Genomic DNA, 20327 nt, shown 5'->3' with positions numbered 1-20327 from the left:
ATTAGAATAATTATTCAAGCTTGTGAACATCCATTTCACTGCTTGCGATTACAATATAACCACAGGGACAATTAAATTTAGGTGTACATTTGTGTAGCGTTTTGTACATACCGTTAACATTAAAATTACCTTACAGCTGTAAAAACATACTCCCATACCAATGTAAGGTAATAATAATAAACGAAAAAAGGGCCAGAAGGCCCTTTTGTTAAATCACTCATTTTTGCAAAGATTAGTCGCGTTTTAGCTTACGACGTCTTACTCCAGCAAAACCAGCAAGTAGTACAGTGAACCATGCAAGTGAACCACTTGAACCTTTTTTAGAGTCATCCTCTGGTTCAGGCGTTACTTCTGTTGGTTTCTCAACGCCATCTGAGTTCACCGTTAACACAAACGATGTTTGCGCTTTATCAGATGGATTTTCGATATCTGATACCACCACAGTTACCTCAATGTCACCATAGAAGTACTGATCTGGTGTAATCGTCACAGTATCGCCTTCTACAACGTAGCTTGCATTTTCAGCAATAATTGAGATTTCATTTTTAGAGTTTGTTTCGTCGATGTGATGTACTTCAAAACTGATTGGTGTCTGCTCTTCAGTTACCATATCATCAATTGCTACAACAGTGATGTTACCTGCAACTTCAATGGTATTTGTCACAACTTTGTCAGCTGTTCCCGACATTTGCGTACGTGCTTCAAACTCCATTGTTTGCCCTGCACCGCTTGGTAAAACTTCCATCCACGCAGTAACTTCAAACTGTGAAGATTCAGGGCCAACATAATCCATACAAACAACTAAGTTGTCTTGAATCACTTCATCTAGGTTGTTAAATGCAACATCGACACCCAAATATTCACCTAGCGGGCCATATTCGTTGATAAAGCCTTTATAACCATTTATACCGATACTTCCTCGGCCATCTGTTGAGCCAAAATCGACATTATCATAGGCAAAGTAAATTTCATGCTCACCTTTACCAAAACGAGTTTTAGCATTGAAAATAGTTTGAAAATCAAAGGTGTTATCGCGACGAACCGATGTATAAGAACGAGTCGCTCGATCATACACAAAATCACCGTAATCTCCTGCATTGTCAAATTCGATAATCGCCCAGCCAGATGATGTACCGGCTACCGTAATACCTTCAGATGAACTTAACCCCATTGATTGAATATCTTTATTATCAAAAGTTTGCCCACGCCATAAAGGCGCTATATTTTCATATGGATGTGACTCATAAGGGAACTGGCTATGTGTAGGAACTAAATAACGAGACCCTAAATTATCAATCGTACCAATACCTTTTACTTGTACAAAGTTATTGTACCAATTAACAACATCATAGTTATTATACAAACTTACATGATTCCATTGGCTTCCCCAAATTTGTGATACTGGAATAATCCAACCGCGACCATAGTTAGGCATACCTGAACTATCAAAGCCTGATAAAACAGGAGGCATACTAAATTGACTTAAGTCGACATAACCACCCGGGTTTGAATTACCAAAGTCAGGAGTACGACACATTTCATCGCTAATGCTGTTTGTCACAATGTAATCAGGTGTTAGGTTGCTTGTATCTTGTTGTGTACCGCTTAGAATCAACTTACCATCAGTGACTTCAACATTAACGTGCGAAGTACTAGAGATAAGTACATTGTCTTTATGAAGCGCTAAGCCGCTAGGAATTTCAAGCTCAAAATTATAGTCGCTATCAACACCCGAATTGTTTGCAAGCACTTCGAATGTAACTGGAATATAATCACCTGCTTTCACTTTTGCTTTAGGTGAGTCTACATGAATAGCATCTTTACCACGCGTTAACTTCAGTGGAATTGAGCCTAAATCGCCCATATTTGTAGTCGAACTGCCAACATCTACCAATGAGTAATAGACGCTATCAACCTCCATTTCCATTTCCCAGTTAATGCTCATATCCACAGTATCAATACCATCGCTTTTCGGTAACGATGCTGTCAACTTATCTGACACTTGGTTATTGACTACAGCCGACGCAAGAGTGAATGATTCAGCAATCTCACCATCCGGATACTTTGAATTGAAAGGGTTATAAACTACAGCCCAATACTCACCTTCTTCAGGGTTGTTAATATTACAGAAGTTATTGAAAATTTTATGATTTGATACACATAATATTTCATCTTGAACTTGAATTTGTCCATCGCCATTATAATCCTTACCTACATAAATAAGGGCATTGCCTTTATCACCCAAACCGGCAAGTTCTGATTCAGAACCCAAAATTTCGAATGTTAAGCGCTTACTGTCTGCAGGGACCGTAATGAACTTTGTGAAGGTCGCTTCATCAATAACTTGCGAAGCTTCTTCAGCACCTTCAACACGATTAAGATACCATGGGTAGGTCTTATCATTATCTTTAGGTAACACGAATGTTTCAATATCCGCTTTCACAGGCTCATAAGCGCGTGCAACCGGTGCTTCAATCGTTGGTAGTTTAATGTTAGGTGCGGTAAATGAGCCTTGGTCAGTGTGAACTACTTTATCTAGGCGCGCTGGTAAGTCACCACGATCATGCTTAAACGCCATCGGCCAATGCGCATCAGAAATGCCTTCTTCCGCCGCTTTAAAATGTAAGTGTGAGTGTAGCTCAACTTCAGAGTTACTAAACCAATCTTGGGTATCCATGATTGATGCTTTCACAACGATGGTCTGTGTCTCACCTTTCTTCAACGTAAATGTTTTTGGATAAACTTCAATGTTTACACCATTTTGAACTGCTTGATTATTTGTATCAAATGACCAGTTCACCACATCGCCATGCTCAACTGTCCACGTACCGTCTTCAGTTGCTGTGATAGTACGAACCCACTGACACTCAGGCGCACAACTAAAATCAACTAGGTTAGGTAAGTTCAATTGATGTGGAGTACCACCATTGAATGGATCTGCTGCTAAGAAGTTCTCTGCTGTTTCGTCCATTACAAAGCCGACTTTAGCAGCTTTAGCAACATTAATACGACCCGCACCAGCACGGTAGATTTCAGCAGTATCAACGACGTCAGTTTTATCATTTAAACGATGGTATTTAACGACGTTTTCTGCTGTCATGGTTAATGCTGACTGCACCTCAGTTGCAGACCAATCAGGGTGAATTTGGCGTAGTAACGCCATGGCACCTGCAACATGCGGTGAAGCCATAGAAGTACCGCTAATTGCGTTATAATCTTGGCCATGAGGCGTTGTGAACGGGTGCTCATCTGAGTAAGCAGCTAAAATATCTACACCTGGAGCAGCTAAAGTTGGCGCAAGAATTTCAACATTAGAGTAAGACGGTCCACGTGATGAAAATGTTGCTAACCAGTCAGCATCGTCTTCATTTACTTGTCGCTCAATCAAGGTCTCTTTGATTGTGATCATGTGGCCTTTTTCTGAAGAACTATCAACCCAGTCTTCTAAACCATCTTCTGGGTAAACACCATTCCATTGATCATACGTAAAGTGCACACCCGGTAATGAGTAACCTTCTGTCACAGTAGCCTGATCTCTATCGCGGTTAAACATGATGTAACCATCTGCACCGCCTGCTTTTACGTTATCTACTTTTGCAGTACGTGCATTTGCATTAGGATCGCTTGGTTCATGGCGTTGACAGATTACAATAACATTGGTGCTACCATCCGCTGCACCTGCGATTTCAGTGCCGTCTTTGTAAAAGTTAAAGGTATTTTCTGGGTACTCTGCAGTACAATAGCCATTGTTATCTTTGTAGCCATTTACATCTTCATAGTCTTTAGCCCAAACAACCACACCGGTAATTTCTTCGCTATTGACCGCACCACCAATTAAGCCAGTCTCTGACCAGCTAGGTACTTCTGAACCAAGCGTTTCATCAGCAAAACCTGCGAATTCTACAGCCGTTTCAACGACAACAGAACGACCATGGGTTGTAGCAGCTACCTGAGCAAGCCACGGCGATGAGTTATCAAGGTAGCCAAAACATTCAGCTGAGCCACATGCTTGACCACTGTTACCTGCGGCTGCCGCAACGTTGATACCCGCTTCTCGCGCTGCTAAGAAGGCAAGTTGTACAGCATCAGCCCACACATTTGAATCAGAACCACCGATAGAGAAATTGATTACATCAACACCATCAGAAATCGCATCTTCGATACCTGCAACCAATGCCTCACCCGGACAACCCGCATAGTCAGCACTGTCTGGGTAACACACTTGATAAGAGATGATGTTTGCGTGCGGTGCAACGCCTGAGATTTCTGGGAAAACATCTTCTTTGATGACAACACCGTCAGATTGCTCACCTAATCCCATTACCATGTAAGGTACGTTTTTAACTACGTTACCCGCTGCTGTTGAAGCAACGTGAGAACCGTGACCGCCGTAATCTTCACCAATGGCTGGCCAGCCTGGGATCATGGCATCATAAACATCAGTGATCACGTCATAAGAACGTACACCAATTAGTTTGTTATTACATTGAATTTCCTCAGGTTCTTCAACACAGTCACCAACGTAAACACCGTCGCCAAACGGATTTTGGTGCTCATAGCCATCACCGCCAACGGCTGCAAAGGATGGGTGATCAGTGTTAATGCCGGTATCAATAATACCAACAATTTGACCTTCGCCTTTACCCTTAATACCACTTGGTACACTACTACCATTCCAAATTTGATCAGCACCAATATGCTTTGGACCTTCATCAGATAATAAGTCGTAATTTTTAGAGCGCATTACTGTTTCAACAGTACCTAGCTCTGCAACACGGCGAGCTTCTTGCTCGGTCATTTTCACTGAGAAGCCGTTTAATGCTTTTGTGAATTGACGACGCATTTCAGTACGGCCTGTTACGGCTGTTACAGAGCTCATTACTGTTTGTTGCTTGTTAAGTAATTTATTTTGATACTCAGTCACCGCAGCAATTGCCGGTTGGCCTTTTTCAAATACTTTACTTACACCTTGTGCTTTCATGGTACGGGCTAGTGGTGACTCAAAATTACGTGCTTCTAGTGCAACTGAATTTTCACGAAGTGTCACAATATAAACATGCTCGCCATCAAGGCCTTCTTCTTTAAATTTGTTCTTTTGGCTATTAACTTGCACGTTTAAGCCGTCGTTTTGCAGCATATTTTGCGAGTCAGCAGTATGGAACTCTTCTGTTAACTTGACGATTTCTTCAGTTGTGAAACTAGCTGGCTTTAAAACATTAGCTTGTTTAAATGGTTGGTCTACGCCGACAGCATGGGCTGCACTGGCACTATAAATTGCTGCTGCAACAGCAATCGATAAGGTCTTAACTTGCATAAGTATCCCCTGGATAGTTGGTAAGTATAGTTATTCAAGATTTGTGAATATCCATTTCACCACTTGTATAGACAATTCAATCACAAAGGGGGTTGAAAGAAAGCTACATGCGTGTAGCATTTTGTACTTAGGGTTAACAGTTAAATTACCAAAATAACAACAAACTCCATTTTAAGCTTATAAAACAAGCCATAACGCTAATCTAAATTTGTCAGCCGCTATTAGAATGTGAACTTTTTATCGTTTTATTTAAGAGCTAATTAATCGACAAAGTTAACAAACATGCACATTCAGTTACATTTTCAAGCGCATTTTAGTCATATTAAAATGCCTGATTAAATGCATTTATGCAGTTTTAGCCAACAATTTTTTACAACACATAGGTACTTTTAGCGATAAAATAAGAAAACTAAATTGAGGTGAAAAACATGACTAGACTACTAATTTTACTCATCACCTTTGCAACTTTGTCAGCCTGCGGCAACATAGGTATAAGACTAAACAGCCCCTATAATTTTTTTACCTATGAATTTGAAAAACAGCGATTACAAGAATTTATAAGCGAACAACAGGCTATTGAAAGCGGCGCCTATTATTTAGGTGAGGTTGAAGGGCTTAGTTGTCTTGGTGAACGCTCAGTGCAATCTGGTGGCTACAACCCCACTGAGGTAAATAGTATCGCTATTGAGCAGCTAAAACTTGAAGTGATAAATAGAGGCGGTAATGGCTACTGGGTAGAAAGCTGTAAAGACTTTACCAGTGACTATCAAAACTGCGATGTTGCCACTGTATGTAAAGGTAAGGCGTATAGTTATTGAGGCCAACTTCGCTTTATTTATTACCGAGCTGGCACTTTTAACAGCTACAGCTATAAACAAAAAACCGAGCATAGCGCTCGGTTTTTGGAAGTTACATCACGATTATGCTTGTGGATAATCGCGGTATGCACGCTCAATGTTTTTAGCTTGCTTTTTAGACACACCAATATGCGCTAATGCTACACGTAAACGAGCACGTGATAAGTCAGAGCCTAAAATCTCCATCGCATCAAGTACTGATGTTGAAGATGTCTTACCGGTGATCGCCACAAAGATTGGCTCAAGAAAGTCTTTAATCTTCAATTCATGGAAAGTGGCCACTTCTTTTGCGATAGCAAAAATCGCTGGTTTTTCCCAACTGCGTAACCCTTCTAATTGCCAAATGAAGAACTGTAATGCTTGGCGCGTTGCATCTTCACCCGCTTTACCTGCTGTTAATAGCGCAGGATCATAGCTTGGGATACCACCTACGAAGTGACCCGCTAGGTCAACCATGTCAGAAAGCGTATTAATACGCGTTTTTGCTTCTGGTAATACTTTAGCGAATAGCTCAGTATTAAATTTCCAATCAACAAAACGTTGCATTAGCTCTGCATCAGACAAGTTTTCACGGATCCACATCCCGTTCAACCAACTAAGCTTATCGATGTCGAAAATTGGGCCACCAAGCGACACACGTTTCATATCAAAGTGTTCAATCATCTCTGCTAACGTGAACTTTTCACGCTCGTCTGGCATTGACCAACCCATACGGCCTAAATAGTTTAATAGTGCCTCTGGTAGGTAACCCATTTCTTTATAGTAGTTGATTGAAGTTGGGTTTTTACGCTTCGATAATTTTGACTTATCAGGGTTACGAAGTAACGGTAAGTGACCGAGTACTGGCGCTTCCCAACCAAAATCTTCGTATAATTTTAATAACTTAGGCGCTGAATTGATCCACTCTTCACCACGGAAAATGTGGCTAATCTGCATGTGGTGATCATCAACAACGTTGGCAAGGAAGTAAGTTGGGAAACCATCCGCTTTAAGTAACACTTGCATGTCTACGTTTTCCCATGGGATCTCAATGTCGCCACGTAGGTAGTCGTTAAACTTGAATGTGCCTTCGCTTGGGATTTTCATACGGATTACGTAAGGCTTACCCGCTTCAAGGTTTGCTTTAATTTCATCTTCAGAAAGATTTAAACCACGACCATCGTATTTAGGTCGTAGGCCTTCGGCCATTTGCTCTTCACGCATTTGGTCTAGCTCTTCGCTGGTAGCAAAACAGTAAAAAGCTTTACCCTGTTCAACTAACTGATGCGCGAATTTCTTATATAAATCGCTACGCTCAGACTGACGGTATGGACCAAACTCACCGCCTACATCTGGACCGTGATCCCAGTTTAAGCCTAACCACTTCAAGCTATCCATAATAGCTTGCTCTGATTCTGGCGTACTACGAACTTGGTCTGTATCTTCAATACGTAACACAAACTCACCGCCTTGCTGCTTAGCAAAACAGTAGTTAAATAATGCGATGTATGCAGTACCTAGGTGCGGGTCGCCTGTCGGTGACGGAGCAACACGGGTGCGAATTGTCATGGTTATATCTCTCAAAAGACAATTAAAAATTTGCCCAAATGCTAGCACAGCACGGGCTATAATCGAAGTGAAAAGCCGCTTTAAGCAGCGACTTTATCTAAATAAGCAATGATATCGTTTGATTCATACAACCAAGTTACTTGGCCGTTTTCTTCAATACGTAAACAAGGCACTTTTACTTTTCCGCCCTGCTCTAAAAGCTCTTGGCGAAATTGCTCGTTGCCTTTGGCATCACGAGTTTCAACTGAAAGACCTTGGCGTTTAATTGCACGACGTACTTTCACGCAAAATGGACAAGCTTTAAATTGATATAGCTTAAATTGTGATGTCACTGAATCAAGCGCCGCTTGCTCTGCTGCTGGACGCTTCTTACTACGTGGTGTGAATACAAAATCAAAAAACAAAATGATGCGGCCTAACAACCAACGAACAAACTTCATCTTACCTTCTCAATAGGGCTCTAAAAAATAGTGGGCAATTTTAACACAGCAAAGCGCGCTGCAACACCTTAAAACAGCTCTATTGAATCATCTTGAGGTTGGCTTTGTTGAATATCTAATTCGGAATAGGCAGTCACGCAATTGCGGCCCATATTTTTAGAATGGTATAAGGCTTTATCGGCTTTTTGGACCAGACTGGCAACCATTTCGAACTCGTAGATTGGCATAAAACCGCTACTCACTGTTAAGTTACCGACTTGCGGGAAGGGGTACTCTGCTACGCAGCCACGAAAGCGATTAAGGGCATTGCGTGCATCGAGCTCGTCACTGGCTTGAAATAACACAGCAAATTCTTCGCCGCCGTAGCGAAAAACATAATCTTCAAAGCGAAAGTTATTTTTTAATAGCTGTGCCACTAACAAGATCACTTCATCGCCAATAACGTGACCATAGTTGTCATTTACGCTTTTAAAATGGTCGATATCGACCATCGCCAAATACCAATGACGCTGCTTTGAGTCATGGCTATCAAGCTCTACGGCTGCACTAGCTGCAATTTCAATCACCTTTTTATCAAAGGTTTGCCTGTTTAACAGCTCAGTTAAAGGGTCAAGTTGCGACTTATAAAGTAACGACAGTTGATTAGCATAGATGTTCAGCATGTAGATGGCGAGCATGCTACAGCGCTCTGAAAGCTCTTTTTCAGACTCAATAACCAGTACACCAACCACATTGCCCATGTAATAAATAGGCACATAAGTAGAAATAAAGCCGTAGTTGCGACTGATGCGAATTTTATTACGGCTTACTTTTTCGATGAGCTCATTGACTTCATGTTCACTGAGCTCTTCGATAACTGAATCTTTATTTAGCAGCCTGGCAGGCAGGCCAGGTTTAAAAAACTTATTGATGTAAATAGCGAAACGAGAAAATTCATCTAATTCGCTCACGGCATTAATAAGCGCCTGATCGAGCTCAGGCTCTTCTTCTTGTTGGGTAATGTCTACAACCCAGTCATGTCCGCAAGCGTTAGCCGCCATTTAAAAGTCCCCAAAACCGTATATAACTTTAGTTTAGTTAATTTTATCAGAATTACTAAAAAACTATAACAAAATCATATCATCTCGGTGAATTACTTCACTGCTTGGTGCAAATGCAAGCAACTGGGTAATTTGCGACGAATGACAGCCTTTAATTTGATCAATTTCTTGGTGATTAAAATTAACAAGACCTTTAGCAATACATTGTCCTTGGCTTGTCACCACTTCAATCACATCACCGCGCTCAAACTGCCCTCGCACACTTTTTACGCCTTTTGCCAAAAGACTTGCGCCACGTTCTTTAAGCGCAAGGCTTGCGCCGTCATCAATCACTAATTGCCCCGTGCTTTTAGGCCCTGCAAGTAGCCACTTTTTACGGCCATCTTTTGGTGCAGTGAGTTTTAAAAAGCGCGTACCTGGAAGCTTATCAGCCATGCAATTTAAAATCACATTCTTGCCTGCGCCTTTGGCAATAATCACTTCAACACCGGCACGACGAGCAATATCGGCTGCTTGCAGTTTGGTTGCCATCCCCCCAGTACCTAGGGTGGTGCCACTGCCACCAGCGAGCTCTCTGAGTTCATCATTAATATGTGACACTTCATTGATTAGTGTTGCATTGGCATCAGAGCGAGGATCGCCTGTAAATAAGCCTTCTTGATCAGTTAACAATAACAGCTTTTCAGCATTCGCTAATATTGCGACTAAAGCAGATAAGTTATCGTTATCGCCGACTTTAATTTCGGCGGTGGCTACAGCGTCGTTCTCGTTAATAATTGGCACCACATTGTGCGCTAGAAGTGCATTTAAGGTATCGCGGGCATTTAAGTAACGTTCACGGTCCTCGACATCGGCGCGAGTCAGTAGCATTTGTCCAACATTCACACCATACAAAGCAAACAGACTCTGCCAAATATGAATAAGCTGTCCTTGGCCGATTGCGGCGAGCATTTGTTTTTCAATCAAAGAACGACCACAGGGGGTAATGAGTTGCTCGCGACCTGCAGCAACCGCGCCGCTTGATACTAAAACAACCTGATAACCCTGTTTTTTTAATTCACAACATTGGCGAACAAGTTCAACCATGTGTGCTTTATCTAATTTGTCGGTACCGCCTGTCAGCACGCTTGTGCCCAGCTTTACAACAACGACGTGTGGCCTTTGCATTTGATTCTTATATTCTGTAATTAAAATAGAGAATTTATATATACCAGCTAACAGTTTTTGAACAAGTTAAAAAAATTCATGCTAGGATCGCGCTCTCGTTTTTTTACTCAATAGCGACACCTATGCCAGCCAGTTTATGCTTAATTATCGCGACCTTTTTATGGGGTAGCTCCTACATTGCATTAAAGCATGCAATCAATGTTTATGATCCTGTGTTAGTCATTTTCTTAAGAATGCTAACCACGTTATTGATTAGCTTATGTTTATGGCGCTATGTGATCCGCTTTGAGTTCAAACCAGGTGACTGGAAGTACTTAATTGGTATGTCACTGGCTGAGCCTTGCTTTTATTATTTATTTGAAGGGCATGCTCTTGAATACACTTCAGCATCGCAAGCTGGGGTAATTGTCTCTTGTTTACCAATTATCGTCGCTATTTTGGCGTTCTTAATATTAAAAGAGTACATCAGTAAAGCCATCGTCGTTGGCTTTACCTTGTGTATTGGTGGCAGTATTTTATTAACGCTATTATCACCAAGCACTGAGCAAGCCCCTAACCCACTACTTGGTAACTTTTTAGAATTGATGGCAATGGTGTGCGCCGCGTTTTATACCGTGAGCGTAAAACACTTAGTCACTCGTTACTCACCGCTGACCTTAATAGCAATTCAAGGGTTTAGCGGTAGCTTATTCTTTGCGCCTTTTTTATTTTTCATCGAACTACCCAGCGAAAATCAGCACGATTTAAGTGCCCTATTGAGCATTTTATATTTAGGCTCATGTGTCACTTTAGGCGGCTATGGCATGTACAACTACGCCATTAGTAAAGTGTCGGTATTAACCGCTGCTGCTTATTCAAACCTCATTCCAATTTTTGCGTTAATTTTGTCAGCCATTTTACTTGGCGAAGTACTCACACTTTGGCAATGGGTGAGTATTGCAGTGGTATTTGCCGGTGTTATTGTTAGCCAACGTCATCAAGAGCTGAAAGTTGATGTAGACGACGATAATTTTTCAGCCGATACTAATAGCCTAAACTCAGTTCCAGAAGCTAACGAGTCAAAAGGGTAACAGGTTAATAAATAAAGGCCTGATTGTGCTAAAAAGCCCTGTTCGCTTTGATGAATAACATCAATGCTACGAACTTGATAGTGCTCAATCTGGCCACTTTGCAACTGCATACTGAATTGCTCACCCACTGCGACATGTTTTAGAAATGCAAAGTGGGTGTCGTTATGGCCCGCAATCAACACCCCTTTTGAGCTGCCAAGTTCACCGCTTGGCAAAAAATGCCCGGGGGCAAACGCAAGGTTTCGCCCCGATGCACCGGCAAGTACAGTCAACTCTTGCTGCTGGCTTGGCCAATTTATGTGTGCAGTGACATAACCATCGGCGTAAAACCAAGGTCTTACTTGCTCATTAGGACTTTGCAAAGCTTGCTGCCAAGCTGATTCAATCAATGCCTGTGCAAGCCAAGCTTTCGCCTGCATATAACCGCCATTAACAAACAATGCGATACCAAGTAAGGCGCAGCAAACTGGCAGCGCTTTTTTTAGCGTCGCCATTGCCATAACCACGAGAAAGAAAGCAACAACAACCCAAGCAACATAAACACCCGGCTTTGTCCGTCGGTTTGTGGTAGCGTCATGCCGTTAGGAAGTTTATTTCGTACTTGCATTGAACGCTCTGCAATCTCATTACCCGCGTAGTTATCAACTGCAATAAAGGCCGTAAAAGGGCTAAGTAAATGATGCTGAAGTGCTAATGCTTCAACTTCTGCGCGTACCGTTTGTTTTTCGTTATAAAGCAGCAGTGACTTAATTTTTTGTCTGGCCCAGAGTCTAGCGATACCTTCGCCGTTTGCAGCATTGGCTGTTGCTAAATTAATCGTCATTGGCCCTGTGTTTGTCTGCCCCTTTAATGTTAAGTGCTGGCTGCCATCAAGCTTCACGGCAACCAAAACCGGCTCTGAAAAATACAAGTCAGGTAATGGCGATGGCCAATACTCAAGGGCTTCTTTGTCGCCTTCAAGAGCAAGCTCTGTAACCGCAGGATGCGCCAACTTATCAAAAAGCAACTGCATTTTTGGCTGTACTTGATTTGTGCTACTAATAAAAGTGAATGTACCACGGCCAATATCAGCAGCTCTGGTCATAAAAAAGCTATTGGGCGCGCTACCAATACCGACGGTAAAGAGTCGGCTGTCACCTAAATCTGTTTGAATTTGTTTAAATAGCTGCGTTTCGTTACCTACACTACCATCGGTTAAAAACACCACTTGGCGTACAAAGCCATCATGCTGTTTACCATCAAGTACCTGAGTCAGTGCTTTTGCTATTTCGGTGCCGCCATCGGCTTGTAAACCATAAATAAAACGCTCTGCACGACGAATGTTAAAGTCACTGGCAATCATTGGCGTGTCACTTAATACCGACACTTCGTTATCAAAGCCGATGATGTTAAAACTATCATTTTCATCCAATAACGAAAGGGCATAAAACAAGGCTTGTTTAGCCTGCTCCATAGATTGACCATGCATTGAGCCGGAGGTATCTACAACAAACACCATTTCGCGAGGTAGACGAGCTTGCGAGATAAAGTGGTCGCTTGGCGGTACTAACATCAGTAAACCATATTCTTGCCCTGCTACTGTTTCGGTAAAAAATGCAGCCTGAGAGTGGGCTTTATCAAGGGGTTTAAATGTCAGCTCAAAGTCTCTATCCATTGGAACATCACGATTAAGTGATAACTGGTACCGACCAAAACTTGGGTTATCGATTTGCATACCCGCTAAATTAGCACTGATATCACTGAGTTCAAGGCCAATATCCATCGAAATAGCAAGGTTTAGGCTCGCATCAGACTCTTGGCTTTGTGCACGATGAAAAACAGGCTTTAGCCACGCTGATGCCACTTGCGCAGTGTCAGCTGTTGGCTCACGCTTTTGCTCTGTGTCTTTTTGTTCTAGATACGCTTTTTGCTGCAGTTCTGCCGTTAACGGTTCGTAACGCGGTGTAATCGTTGTCGGAAAACGCAGTGAAAACACACCATCACGAAAACCGATGATTTCTTGGTATTGCAGGGTAATTTCAATCTCTTCCCCAGCGCCAAGGTTTGCTACATCGGTTGAGAAAATGTTCGCACGTTGCTGGCGAACTAAAGCGGCGCGTTTACCCTGTTTTTGAGCTTGCTCAAATTGCTGTTCAGCCTCCTGTTTAAGGGCAATATTACCGGTGATAATACGCTCACCAATTTGCATTTGCATGGCATGAACTGCACTTTCATCAGGTAACGGAAACACATAACGGGCATTTACTGCAAACGGGTGCGGGTTTTGATAACGTTGTTTAACAACAACATGATTAATAAGCCCTGTGAGCGTCATAGTGACATCGTTTTTCACTAATAAGCCCGACGACACTTGGCTGTTTGAATCATCATAAAAACGCAGTTCGGCACTGGCATTGGCCGCAAATGCAGGGTTAACTGCATAGCCTAATAAGAGGATAAAAAGGCCCCCAAAAAGGAGCCTTTTGGTACGGTTACTCAACATAATATGTCACTCCATCGACGGATGAATTAATGGTTACTTTGCGCTGTACGTAAGCTGCTTTGTGACACAGGGCGTGTCGTTAAGGTTACGCGGCGGTCAAACACGTTGTCTTCGTAGTTATTTGAATCGGCAACACTTTGCTGCTCACCAAAGGCAGTTGCGGTTAAGCGCGTATGAGGCACACCTTGTTTAATTAAGTAGCTTTGCACTGCATTTACACGTTGTTTTGAAAGCATTAAATTAGCCAACTCATCACCACGCTGATCTGCAAAGCCATTTAAGTCGATAGCCAGATTTGGCTGAGCAATCAGTAACTGTGCAACTTTGTCGAGTTGATTAGCAAAGTGCGGGGCTATTTCGCTAGAGCCGGTTTTAAACTGCACCGTCATCGCCAATAGGGTGTTCAATTGGGCTTGTAACAACTGCTCTTTTTCGTCAGCTAATAATTCAAGCTGCTCACTTAGCGCCGCGTTATCGGCAATCACTTGTTGGTAATCTACGGTTTGCTCTTTCATTACAACTAATGCGTGAGCTTGTTCATCAATGGTATTTTCTGCCGCTTCTTTTTCGCCAATTAAGCCACCAGCAAACGCGCCAATAAATGCCCCCACTGGGCCGCCGACGATGCCGCCAACAACTGCGCCAGCACCTAAGCCAATAGCTGTTTCTTTTGGTGTTTCTTGTTTACTTTGACTCGCAGCATCTGCAAAAGGGGCTACAGATACAGCAGATGTAATGAAAGCGGCAATAATTAATTTTTTCATGGTTTAATCCTTTTTCTACTTAATTGCTTGGCAACATTGGTTGGTGTTGCGAACTTGGTATGGAGCAATTAAAACAAGTCGAAATGGCAATAAAGGGGATCAAAAAAGGCAAACTGCTGAGCAATTGTGGCAGAAAAATGGCAATCGCGTTTTTGCCAGTACGCAAGGCAAAAAATTAGGTATAGTTCGCTATAGAAAGAATTTAAGTAAGTATTAACAATGAAGAAAATAGCAATCGTTGAAGATGAAACAGCAATCCGCGAAAACTACACAGAAATGCTCAGCGCTCAGGGCTATCAGGTTGTAGGCTTTGCTGACAGAGCTAGTGCTGAACTGGCATTTAGTCAATCTTTACCAGATTTAGCCATTGTTGATATTGGCCTTGGCCATGAAGTGGATGGTGGTTTTTTACTTTGCCAAACATTACGCAGTCTTTCTAAAACCTTACCAATTATATTTTTAACCGCCCGCGATAGCGAAATTGATACCGTTTGTGGCCTGCGCATGGGTGCTGACGATTACTTAACCAAAGACATCAGTATGGCGCATCTTGCTGCTCGCATTGGTGCCTTGTTTAGACGCCTTGATGCCTTCGATCAACCCGCCGATCAAACCGCTCTTTTGCATCGCGGCCTGTTAAAGTTAGATACCCAGCGCATGCAGGTTTTTTGGCAAGAGCAACTGGTTGATTTAACTGTGACAGAATTTTGGATGGTACATTCACTTGCACAGCGTCCAGGCCATGTAAAAAGCCGCAACGAATTAATGAGTGATGCGAGAATTTATGTTGATGACAGTACTATTACCTCACACGTAAAACGCATTCGTAAAAAGTTTATTGCTTTAGATGATGCATTTGACTGCATTGATACCGTTTACGGTATGGGTTATCGCTGGGAGCAAGCTTAATGCTGCGTTTGGGGCTTAGAACTAAGTTTATTTTCTTATCCTGCTTTTTATTTTTATTGCCTTGGCTTGGCTATGAATATGTTTGGGAAATGGAAAAGTTCTTAAGACAAGGGCAAGAAAAAACCTTAGTGGGCACCACCCGCGCACTTGCAACGGCATTACATGAGCGCCCTGCTTTGTTTGACTCGCAAACCAACTTTTTAGATCAAGTTGTAAAAGGCCGAGATTTATATGCCTATAATCTGAATAACCCGATTCAACTTGATGGCAAACTGTCTGAGTGGCAGCCTTATCAAAGCTTATTTTGGCATTATGACAAACGCTACTTACAGGGGTTAAGTAATGATCATCAAGATAGTGATCTAAGTTTTGATCACATGGTAGGCAAATACGAAAACTACCTTTATGCGGCATTTAAAGTCACTGATAGCTCACTGGTGTATCGTGCTAAAAATGTGCTCAGCTTTACCCGTAATGATCACTTACAGATCATGTTAAAAACACCTGAAGGTGAATTTAAAAGCTATGTGGTGGCCGCCCGTCAAGATGGTTGGGTTAATGCCTTTGATGCTTCGACACAAGAGCCGGTCACTAAAATTCAAGGCTATTTTAAAAGCACCGACACGGGTTACAACATAGAGCTGCGTTTTCCGCTTTCGATGCTAGGTAATAAGCTTGGTTTTGCTATTGAAGATTGGGATGAAGACAAGGTTGAGCCTCAGCTTATGTCGACCTCAAACCTACAAAATCCCAATGATATCGGCTCTGTTTTAGTACCTTCGCCAGAAATTAACCGTATTTTGAAAGGCATGGGCCACAGTGGCAGCCGAATTTGGGTCGTAGATAACCATCATCGCGTACTTGCACAATCAGGCTCAATTCATCATGCCGATGGCGTTTGGGCAGACGGCCTAAAAGAGGAGCCCGCAACAACCTGGTGGCAACGCTTTGAGCAAGATTACTTACACCCACTTTACTATAAAATTTTAACTCGTCCAGAAAATGAGTTTATTGATACCTTACATGATGTCGCGACGATGCAAGGTACTCACATAGCCAGTGCTTTAGATGGTAAACCTGCATCATCATGGCGCTTAACTCCAGATAACAAAGCCGTTATTTTATCGGCGGCCTACCCTATTTGGATCCAAGACAAAGTCATTGGTGCAGTAATCGCAGAAGAAACCACCAATGGCGTGCGCACCCTACGTAATAAATCGTTAGAAAAGCTCTTTAATGTCATTTTAGCGGTGATGCTTGTAGGCACTGTGACACTGTTCTTTTTTGCTTCAAGAATTTCCAGCCGTATTCGCCGCTTACGTGACAACGCCGAGCAAGCCATTGATGCCCAAGGGCGGATCACCGGCAAAATTACTTATGCCGATTCGAATGACGAAATTGGCGACCTTTCTCGCAGCTTTGCCAACATTGTTAGCCGTTTAAGTGGTTATACTGATTACTTAGAAAATATGTCATCACGACTCTCCCATGAACTTCGTACGCCCGTGGCTGTTGTGCGCTCATCGCTTGAAAATTTACAAATGCAGCCGCAATCTGAACTGAGTCAAAAATACCTCGACCGTGCCAGTGAAGGGGTTGAGCGGTTAGGTAAAATTATTACCACCATGAGTGAAGCAACGCGCCTTGAACAAAGTATTCAAAGTGCCGAGGCAGAAGAGTTTGACCTGACCAAGGTGATCACCGGCTGCATGCAGGGCTATCAAATAACCTATGGTGAAAGCCTATTTACCTTGTCGCTTTGTAAAGAGCCGTTAAATGTTAGTGGCGCACCAGAATTTATTGCCCAATTACTCGATAAGCTCATCAACAACGCACTTGAGTTTAAAACCTCGCAAAGCACAATTTCAGTCAGCTTAACCAAGCAAGAGCACCATGCATTATTAACAATTAGCAACCAAGGACCTCTGCTCCCTGACGGTTTAGTTGAACACATTTTCGACTCAATGGTCTCGGTGAGAAGTCAGCAACATCAGCAGCAGCCACACTTGGGTTTAGGTCTTTATATTGTAAGGCTTATTTGCGATTACCATCACGGTAAAGTATTGGCCGAAAATTTAGCTGATGGCACAGGTGTTGTGTTTACTGTGGAGCTGCCTATTAAATAAGCATATTTGCGTTACATATGATTACAGTTTAATGACTGGGTATTCACCGATAATTCAGATTACAGGACGTAATATTTGTAATACAAAAGGCAAATTATTCTTTGGAGGGCATCATGCGATCTGGATTACAACGTGAAGAGATTGAATTCATTATGGGGCTATTTAGCTATAATGAAGCAACCGATAAACCAGCGGCTCCAAAAAAGCAGCCTGTAAAAGCTGACACAAAAAAAGTTGATACAGCGCAATATAAAGCAAACTACAAAGCAACTTATTTGACCTGAGTAAGCTGAGATCATTACAATGGCGCACCTTTGGAATATAACGCCTTGTAATGAAAAAACACTCACCTAAAAAAGAACTGATTTTACTGCCCGTTTTATTCGTGGCTATTTTACTTTGTGTTGCAGGTCACTTCCTACTCCAGCCCAACTACCAAGACAGCCATACCGTTGAGTATTTACTCGCTGCACTGCCATTTGCTTTGTTTGGATTGGTGATTATCGCCTTTAAAGTTGCCAGTAAAAACGATAACCAAGAATAGCTTATACCAATTCGCTTAATTAAGTGGTCTATTTTGAGGCAAGAAAACCTCGTTGATAGCAAGGCAAACATTTCGTTATTTAGTTGTGCTCGGCAATTGCTCCTGCATTGCTCTACCTTCTGCATCCATGCAGTCGTAAATCAGAAATTTTTAACGCAGGTAGCGACAGGTTTAATCCCTCAAAATGATTAAGTATTATTGCGGATTGGTATTACAGAACGTGATAGCCAAACCAATCGGGCTTCATTGCTTGTGTTTGCCCGCTTGGTGTTAATTTGATTGATAAGTTGCTATCAAGCAAGTCAATCGCAAAACAATCGTCTACATCGTGTAAATCATCTTTATGAAGATGAGTCATTCCAGCCAATAAAGACTCTTTAGCGCGTTGCTTTGCTTCTTCACTGCTACGCGCAACGTACAATGCAAAATCATGTTGCTCCGCAAGACTATCAGCTCGGTAAGCACCTAAATTCACAAAATATAGTTTTTCAGCTTGGCTATGCGGGGTATCAACCACTTCGACCTGATAGCCATCGATGTGCTGAATTTGCATGTAGCTATCCATGTGCACTTTGCTTTTATCACCCACCCACTGTGCTTTTAGTTTTGAGTAAGTTTGCTCAATGTTATCGCCTACGACAAATCGAACGTCGTGCATTTCAATGTGGCAACCTTGAATACGACCGCCCAGATAGACTAAAAAAAGCGCCATGTTTTTCCTTATATTAAGCTTTCAACATTAATGTTGTGCTTTTTAATTAATTTATAAAAATCTGAGCGATTACGTTTCGCAAGCTTTGCGGCTTCAGCAACATTACCCGCTGACATTTTCAGCATATTAATTAAATAATCTCGCTCAAATTCTTTTTTTGCATCGTTTAACGAAAGCGGCTCAGCAATACTTACATTACTATTTAATGCACTCTCTACTAACTGAGCGGCAATCACTTTACCCGGTGTAAGAGCTACTACTTGCTCTATCACATTTTGTAATTGACGAATATTACCCGGCCAGTCATAGCGAACCAAAGCATGCATTGCATCATTGGCAAACTGCTTTTGATCTTGCCCCATACGTTTAGCAATTAGACCTGCAAAATGCTGTGCTAGCAAACTGATATCTTCTCGGCGTTCACAAAGCGGAGGCAATTTTAAGTTCACCACGTTTAATCGGTAATATAAATCTTCACGAAACTGCTGATTATTGATTGCCTCAGGAAGATTCTTATGAGTCGCCGACACCACCCGCACATCAATTGGGATCTCTTCTTGAAAGCCCACAGGACGAATGGTTTTCTCTTGTAAAACCCTCAGCAGTTTTACTTGTAAATTTAGCGGCATATCACCAATTTCGTCTAGAAAAAGGGTACCACCTTGTGCTTGTTGAAACAAACCTTGATGGTCTTTGACTGCACCTGTAAATGCGCCTTTTTTATGCCCAAATAATTCAGACTCTAAAAGCTCTCCCGGCACTGCGCCGCAGTTAATTGCCACAAATGGCCCGTCACTAACATGGCTGTGTTGATGTATTGCTTGTGCAAGCAGCTCTTTACCTGTGCCGCTGGCACCGGAGATCAATACATTCACTTGCGTTGGACCAAGCAATTTAACTTGCTCAAGTAGATGCAACATCGCGCCGCTACGGGTGACAATATTTGTTTGTGTGGGTGTTTCATCACCATGTACACCATGGATCTCGATAGCTTTAGCAAGGCTGTCGAACAGCTCATCTTTATCAACCGGTTTGGTAATAAATGCAAATATACCTTGCTTCGTCGCTTCCACTGCATCAGGTATCGAACCATGTGCTGTCATCATAATCACCGGCATTGAAGGATAACGACTTTGTAACTGGCGATGCAAAGCCATGCCGTCCATTTCATCCATTCTTAAGTCGGTGATCACCGCATCATAGGTTTGGTTTTTTAGCGTTTGTAGTGCCTCAATGCCACTTTCAACTGTACTAACCAAATAGCCTTTAGACTCAATTCTAATCGCTAGTAACTTTAATAAACTCGCATCGTCATCTACTAATAAAACCCGTGGTTTTGTTACTTCATTCATGA

General features: G+C 42.2%; 16 protein-coding genes. 6 read left to right on the top strand and 10 right to left on the bottom strand.

Translation table 11 applies throughout. The features are described from left to right. Nucleotides 1–232 precede the first annotated feature (232 nt). A complete protein-coding gene (locus P4S60_RS03240; RefSeq protein ID WP_337114982.1) occupies nt 233–5314 on the bottom strand; it encodes a S8 family serine peptidase in 5082 nt (1693 codons plus the stop codon). Nucleotides 5315–5742: 428 nt separating this feature from the next. On the opposite strand from P4S60_RS03240, the gene P4S60_RS03235 reads away from it, so the two are divergent. After that, nucleotides 5743–6132, top strand: a complete 390-nt coding sequence (locus P4S60_RS03235) for a hypothetical protein (protein WP_337114981.1) — start codon at nt 5743–5745, stop codon at nt 6130–6132. Nucleotides 6133–6234: 102 nt separating this feature from the next. Here the strand turns inward: P4S60_RS03235 and gltX are convergent, their stop codons facing one another. The 4 genes from gltX to proB all read right to left on the bottom strand — a co-directional run bounded on the left by gltX (nt 6235) and on the right by proB (nt 10366). Beyond that, nucleotides 6235–7719 carry a glutamate--tRNA ligase gene (gene gltX, locus P4S60_RS03230; RefSeq protein WP_337114980.1) on the bottom strand — a complete coding sequence of 495 codons (1485 nt, stop codon included), beginning with the start codon at nt 7717–7719 and terminating at the stop codon, nt 6235–6237. A gap of 80 nt (nt 7720–7799) precedes the next feature. Continuing rightward, entirely contained in the window at nt 7800–8159 is a 360-nt protein-coding gene (locus P4S60_RS03225; protein ID WP_054560852.1) for a glutathione S-transferase N-terminal domain-containing protein, read from the bottom strand. 68 nt (nt 8160–8227) lie between these two features. Then, nucleotides 8228–9199 carry a GGDEF domain-containing protein gene (locus P4S60_RS03220; protein WP_337114979.1) on the bottom strand — a complete coding sequence of 324 codons (972 nt, stop codon included), beginning with the start codon at nt 9197–9199 and terminating at the stop codon, nt 8228–8230. Nucleotides 9200–9262: 63 nt separating this feature from the next. Further along, nucleotides 9263–10366, bottom strand: coding sequence for a glutamate 5-kinase (gene proB / locus P4S60_RS03215; RefSeq protein ID WP_337114978.1), 1104 nt, complete (start codon nt 10364–10366; stop codon nt 9263–9265). Between the two features lie 122 nt (nt 10367–10488). On the opposite strand from proB, the gene P4S60_RS03210 reads away from it, so the two are divergent. After that, the gene (locus P4S60_RS03210) at nt 10489–11436 is read left to right on the top strand and encodes a DMT family transporter (RefSeq protein WP_337114977.1); all 948 of its coding nucleotides are present in this window, start codon (nt 10489–10491) and stop codon (nt 11434–11436) included. Here the strand turns inward: P4S60_RS03210 and P4S60_RS03205 are convergent. The 3 genes from P4S60_RS03205 to pdsO are packed head-to-tail and all read right to left on the bottom strand — an operon-like array spanning nt 11343 to nt 14682. Continuing rightward, nucleotides 11343–11930 (bottom strand): class GN sortase, encoded by a 588-nt coding sequence (locus P4S60_RS03205; protein WP_337114976.1) that lies wholly within the window; start codon nt 11928–11930, stop codon nt 11343–11345. The two genes, P4S60_RS03210 and P4S60_RS03205, sit on opposite strands and share 94 nt — an antisense overlap. Further along, nucleotides 11918–13918, bottom strand: coding sequence for a marine proteobacterial sortase target protein (locus P4S60_RS03200; RefSeq protein WP_337114975.1), 2001 nt, complete (start codon nt 13916–13918; stop codon nt 11918–11920). The genes P4S60_RS03205 and P4S60_RS03200 overlap by 13 nt, the downstream gene beginning before the upstream one ends. A gap of 26 nt (nt 13919–13944) precedes the next feature. Then, nucleotides 13945–14682 carry a sortase-associated OmpA-like protein PdsO gene (gene pdsO / locus P4S60_RS03195; RefSeq protein WP_337114974.1) on the bottom strand — a complete coding sequence of 246 codons (738 nt, stop codon included), beginning with the start codon at nt 14680–14682 and terminating at the stop codon, nt 13945–13947. 219 nt (nt 14683–14901) lie between these two features. On the opposite strand from pdsO, the gene pdsR reads away from it, so the two are divergent. The 4 genes from pdsR (at nt 14902) to P4S60_RS03175 (ending at nt 18261) form a co-directional block, all read left to right on the top strand. Continuing rightward, nucleotides 14902–15591, top strand: a complete 690-nt coding sequence (gene pdsR / locus P4S60_RS03190) for a proteobacterial dedicated sortase system response regulator (protein ID WP_337114973.1) — start codon at nt 14902–14904, stop codon at nt 15589–15591. Beyond that, nucleotides 15591–17717, top strand: a complete 2127-nt coding sequence (gene pdsS / locus P4S60_RS03185; protein WP_337114972.1) for a proteobacterial dedicated sortase system histidine kinase — start codon at nt 15591–15593, stop codon at nt 17715–17717. The genes pdsR and pdsS overlap by 1 nt, the downstream gene beginning before the upstream one ends. 113 nt (nt 17718–17830) lie before the next feature. Further along, complete coding sequence (locus P4S60_RS03180) at nt 17831–18001, top strand: hypothetical protein (protein WP_156426462.1); 171 nt, start codon at nt 17831–17833, stop codon at nt 17999–18001. A 50-nt stretch (nt 18002–18051) separates the two neighbouring features. Further along, nucleotides 18052–18261 (top strand): hypothetical protein, encoded by a 210-nt coding sequence (locus tag P4S60_RS03175; protein ID WP_054551195.1) that lies wholly within the window; start codon nt 18052–18054, stop codon nt 18259–18261. Nucleotides 18262–18472: 211 nt separating this feature from the next. On the opposite strand, the gene P4S60_RS03170 is transcribed toward P4S60_RS03175, so the two are convergent. Together P4S60_RS03170 and P4S60_RS03165 are read right to left on the bottom strand one after the other, a co-directional pair. Next, nucleotides 18473–18973 (bottom strand): DUF1543 domain-containing protein, encoded by a 501-nt coding sequence (locus P4S60_RS03170; RefSeq protein WP_337114971.1) that lies wholly within the window; start codon nt 18971–18973, stop codon nt 18473–18475. A gap of 8 nt (nt 18974–18981) precedes the next feature. Beyond that, nucleotides 18982–20325 carry a sigma 54-interacting transcriptional regulator gene (locus P4S60_RS03165; protein WP_337114970.1) on the bottom strand — a complete coding sequence of 448 codons (1344 nt, stop codon included), beginning with the start codon at nt 20323–20325 and terminating at the stop codon, nt 18982–18984. Nucleotides 20326–20327: the final 2 nt, after the last annotated feature.

The sequence above is a fragment of the Pseudoalteromonas sp. Hal040 genome (assembly GCF_037162425.1).
GTDB lineage: Bacteria > Pseudomonadota > Gammaproteobacteria > Enterobacterales > Alteromonadaceae > Pseudoalteromonas > Pseudoalteromonas gelatinilytica.
Note: the sequence above shows the minus strand (reverse complement) of the source record. Positions and strands in the feature narration are given on the sequence as shown.

Coding starts and splice junctions, on each gene's coding strand:
- P4S60_RS03180 (WP_156426462.1), top strand. CDS start 17,831: ATGCGATCTGGATTACAACGTGAAGAGATTGAATTCATTATGGGGCTA.
- P4S60_RS03200 (WP_337114975.1), bottom strand. CDS start 13,918: ATGTTGAGTAACCGTACCAAAAGGCTCCTTTTTGGGGGCCTTTTTATC.
- P4S60_RS03170 (WP_337114971.1), bottom strand. CDS start 18,973: ATGGCGCTTTTTTTAGTCTATCTGGGCGGTCGTATTCAAGGTTGCCAC.
- pdsS (WP_337114972.1), top strand. CDS start 15,591: ATGCTGCGTTTGGGGCTTAGAACTAAGTTTATTTTCTTATCCTGCTTT.
- P4S60_RS03225 (WP_054560852.1), bottom strand. CDS start 8,159: ATGAAGTTTGTTCGTTGGTTGTTAGGCCGCATCATTTTGTTTTTTGAT.
- P4S60_RS03165 (WP_337114970.1), bottom strand. CDS start 20,325: ATGAATGAAGTAACAAAACCACGGGTTTTATTAGTAGATGACGATGCG.
- P4S60_RS03240 (WP_337114982.1), bottom strand. CDS start 5,314: ATGCAAGTTAAGACCTTATCGATTGCTGTTGCAGCAGCAATTTATAGT.
- proB (WP_337114978.1), bottom strand. CDS start 10,366: ATGCAAAGGCCACACGTCGTTGTTGTAAAGCTGGGCACAAGCGTGCTG.
- P4S60_RS03235 (WP_337114981.1), top strand. CDS start 5,743: ATGACTAGACTACTAATTTTACTCATCACCTTTGCAACTTTGTCAGCC.
- gltX (WP_337114980.1), bottom strand. CDS start 7,719: ATGACAATTCGCACCCGTGTTGCTCCGTCACCGACAGGCGACCCGCAC.
- P4S60_RS03175 (WP_054551195.1), top strand. CDS start 18,052: ATGAAAAAACACTCACCTAAAAAAGAACTGATTTTACTGCCCGTTTTA.
- P4S60_RS03210 (WP_337114977.1), top strand. CDS start 10,489: ATGCCAGCCAGTTTATGCTTAATTATCGCGACCTTTTTATGGGGTAGC.
- P4S60_RS03205 (WP_337114976.1), bottom strand. CDS start 11,930: ATGGCGACGCTAAAAAAAGCGCTGCCAGTTTGCTGCGCCTTACTTGGT.
- pdsR (WP_337114973.1), top strand. CDS start 14,902: ATGAAGAAAATAGCAATCGTTGAAGATGAAACAGCAATCCGCGAAAAC.
- P4S60_RS03220 (WP_337114979.1), bottom strand. CDS start 9,199: ATGGCGGCTAACGCTTGCGGACATGACTGGGTTGTAGACATTACCCAA.
- pdsO (WP_337114974.1), bottom strand. CDS start 14,682: ATGAAAAAATTAATTATTGCCGCTTTCATTACATCTGCTGTATCTGTA.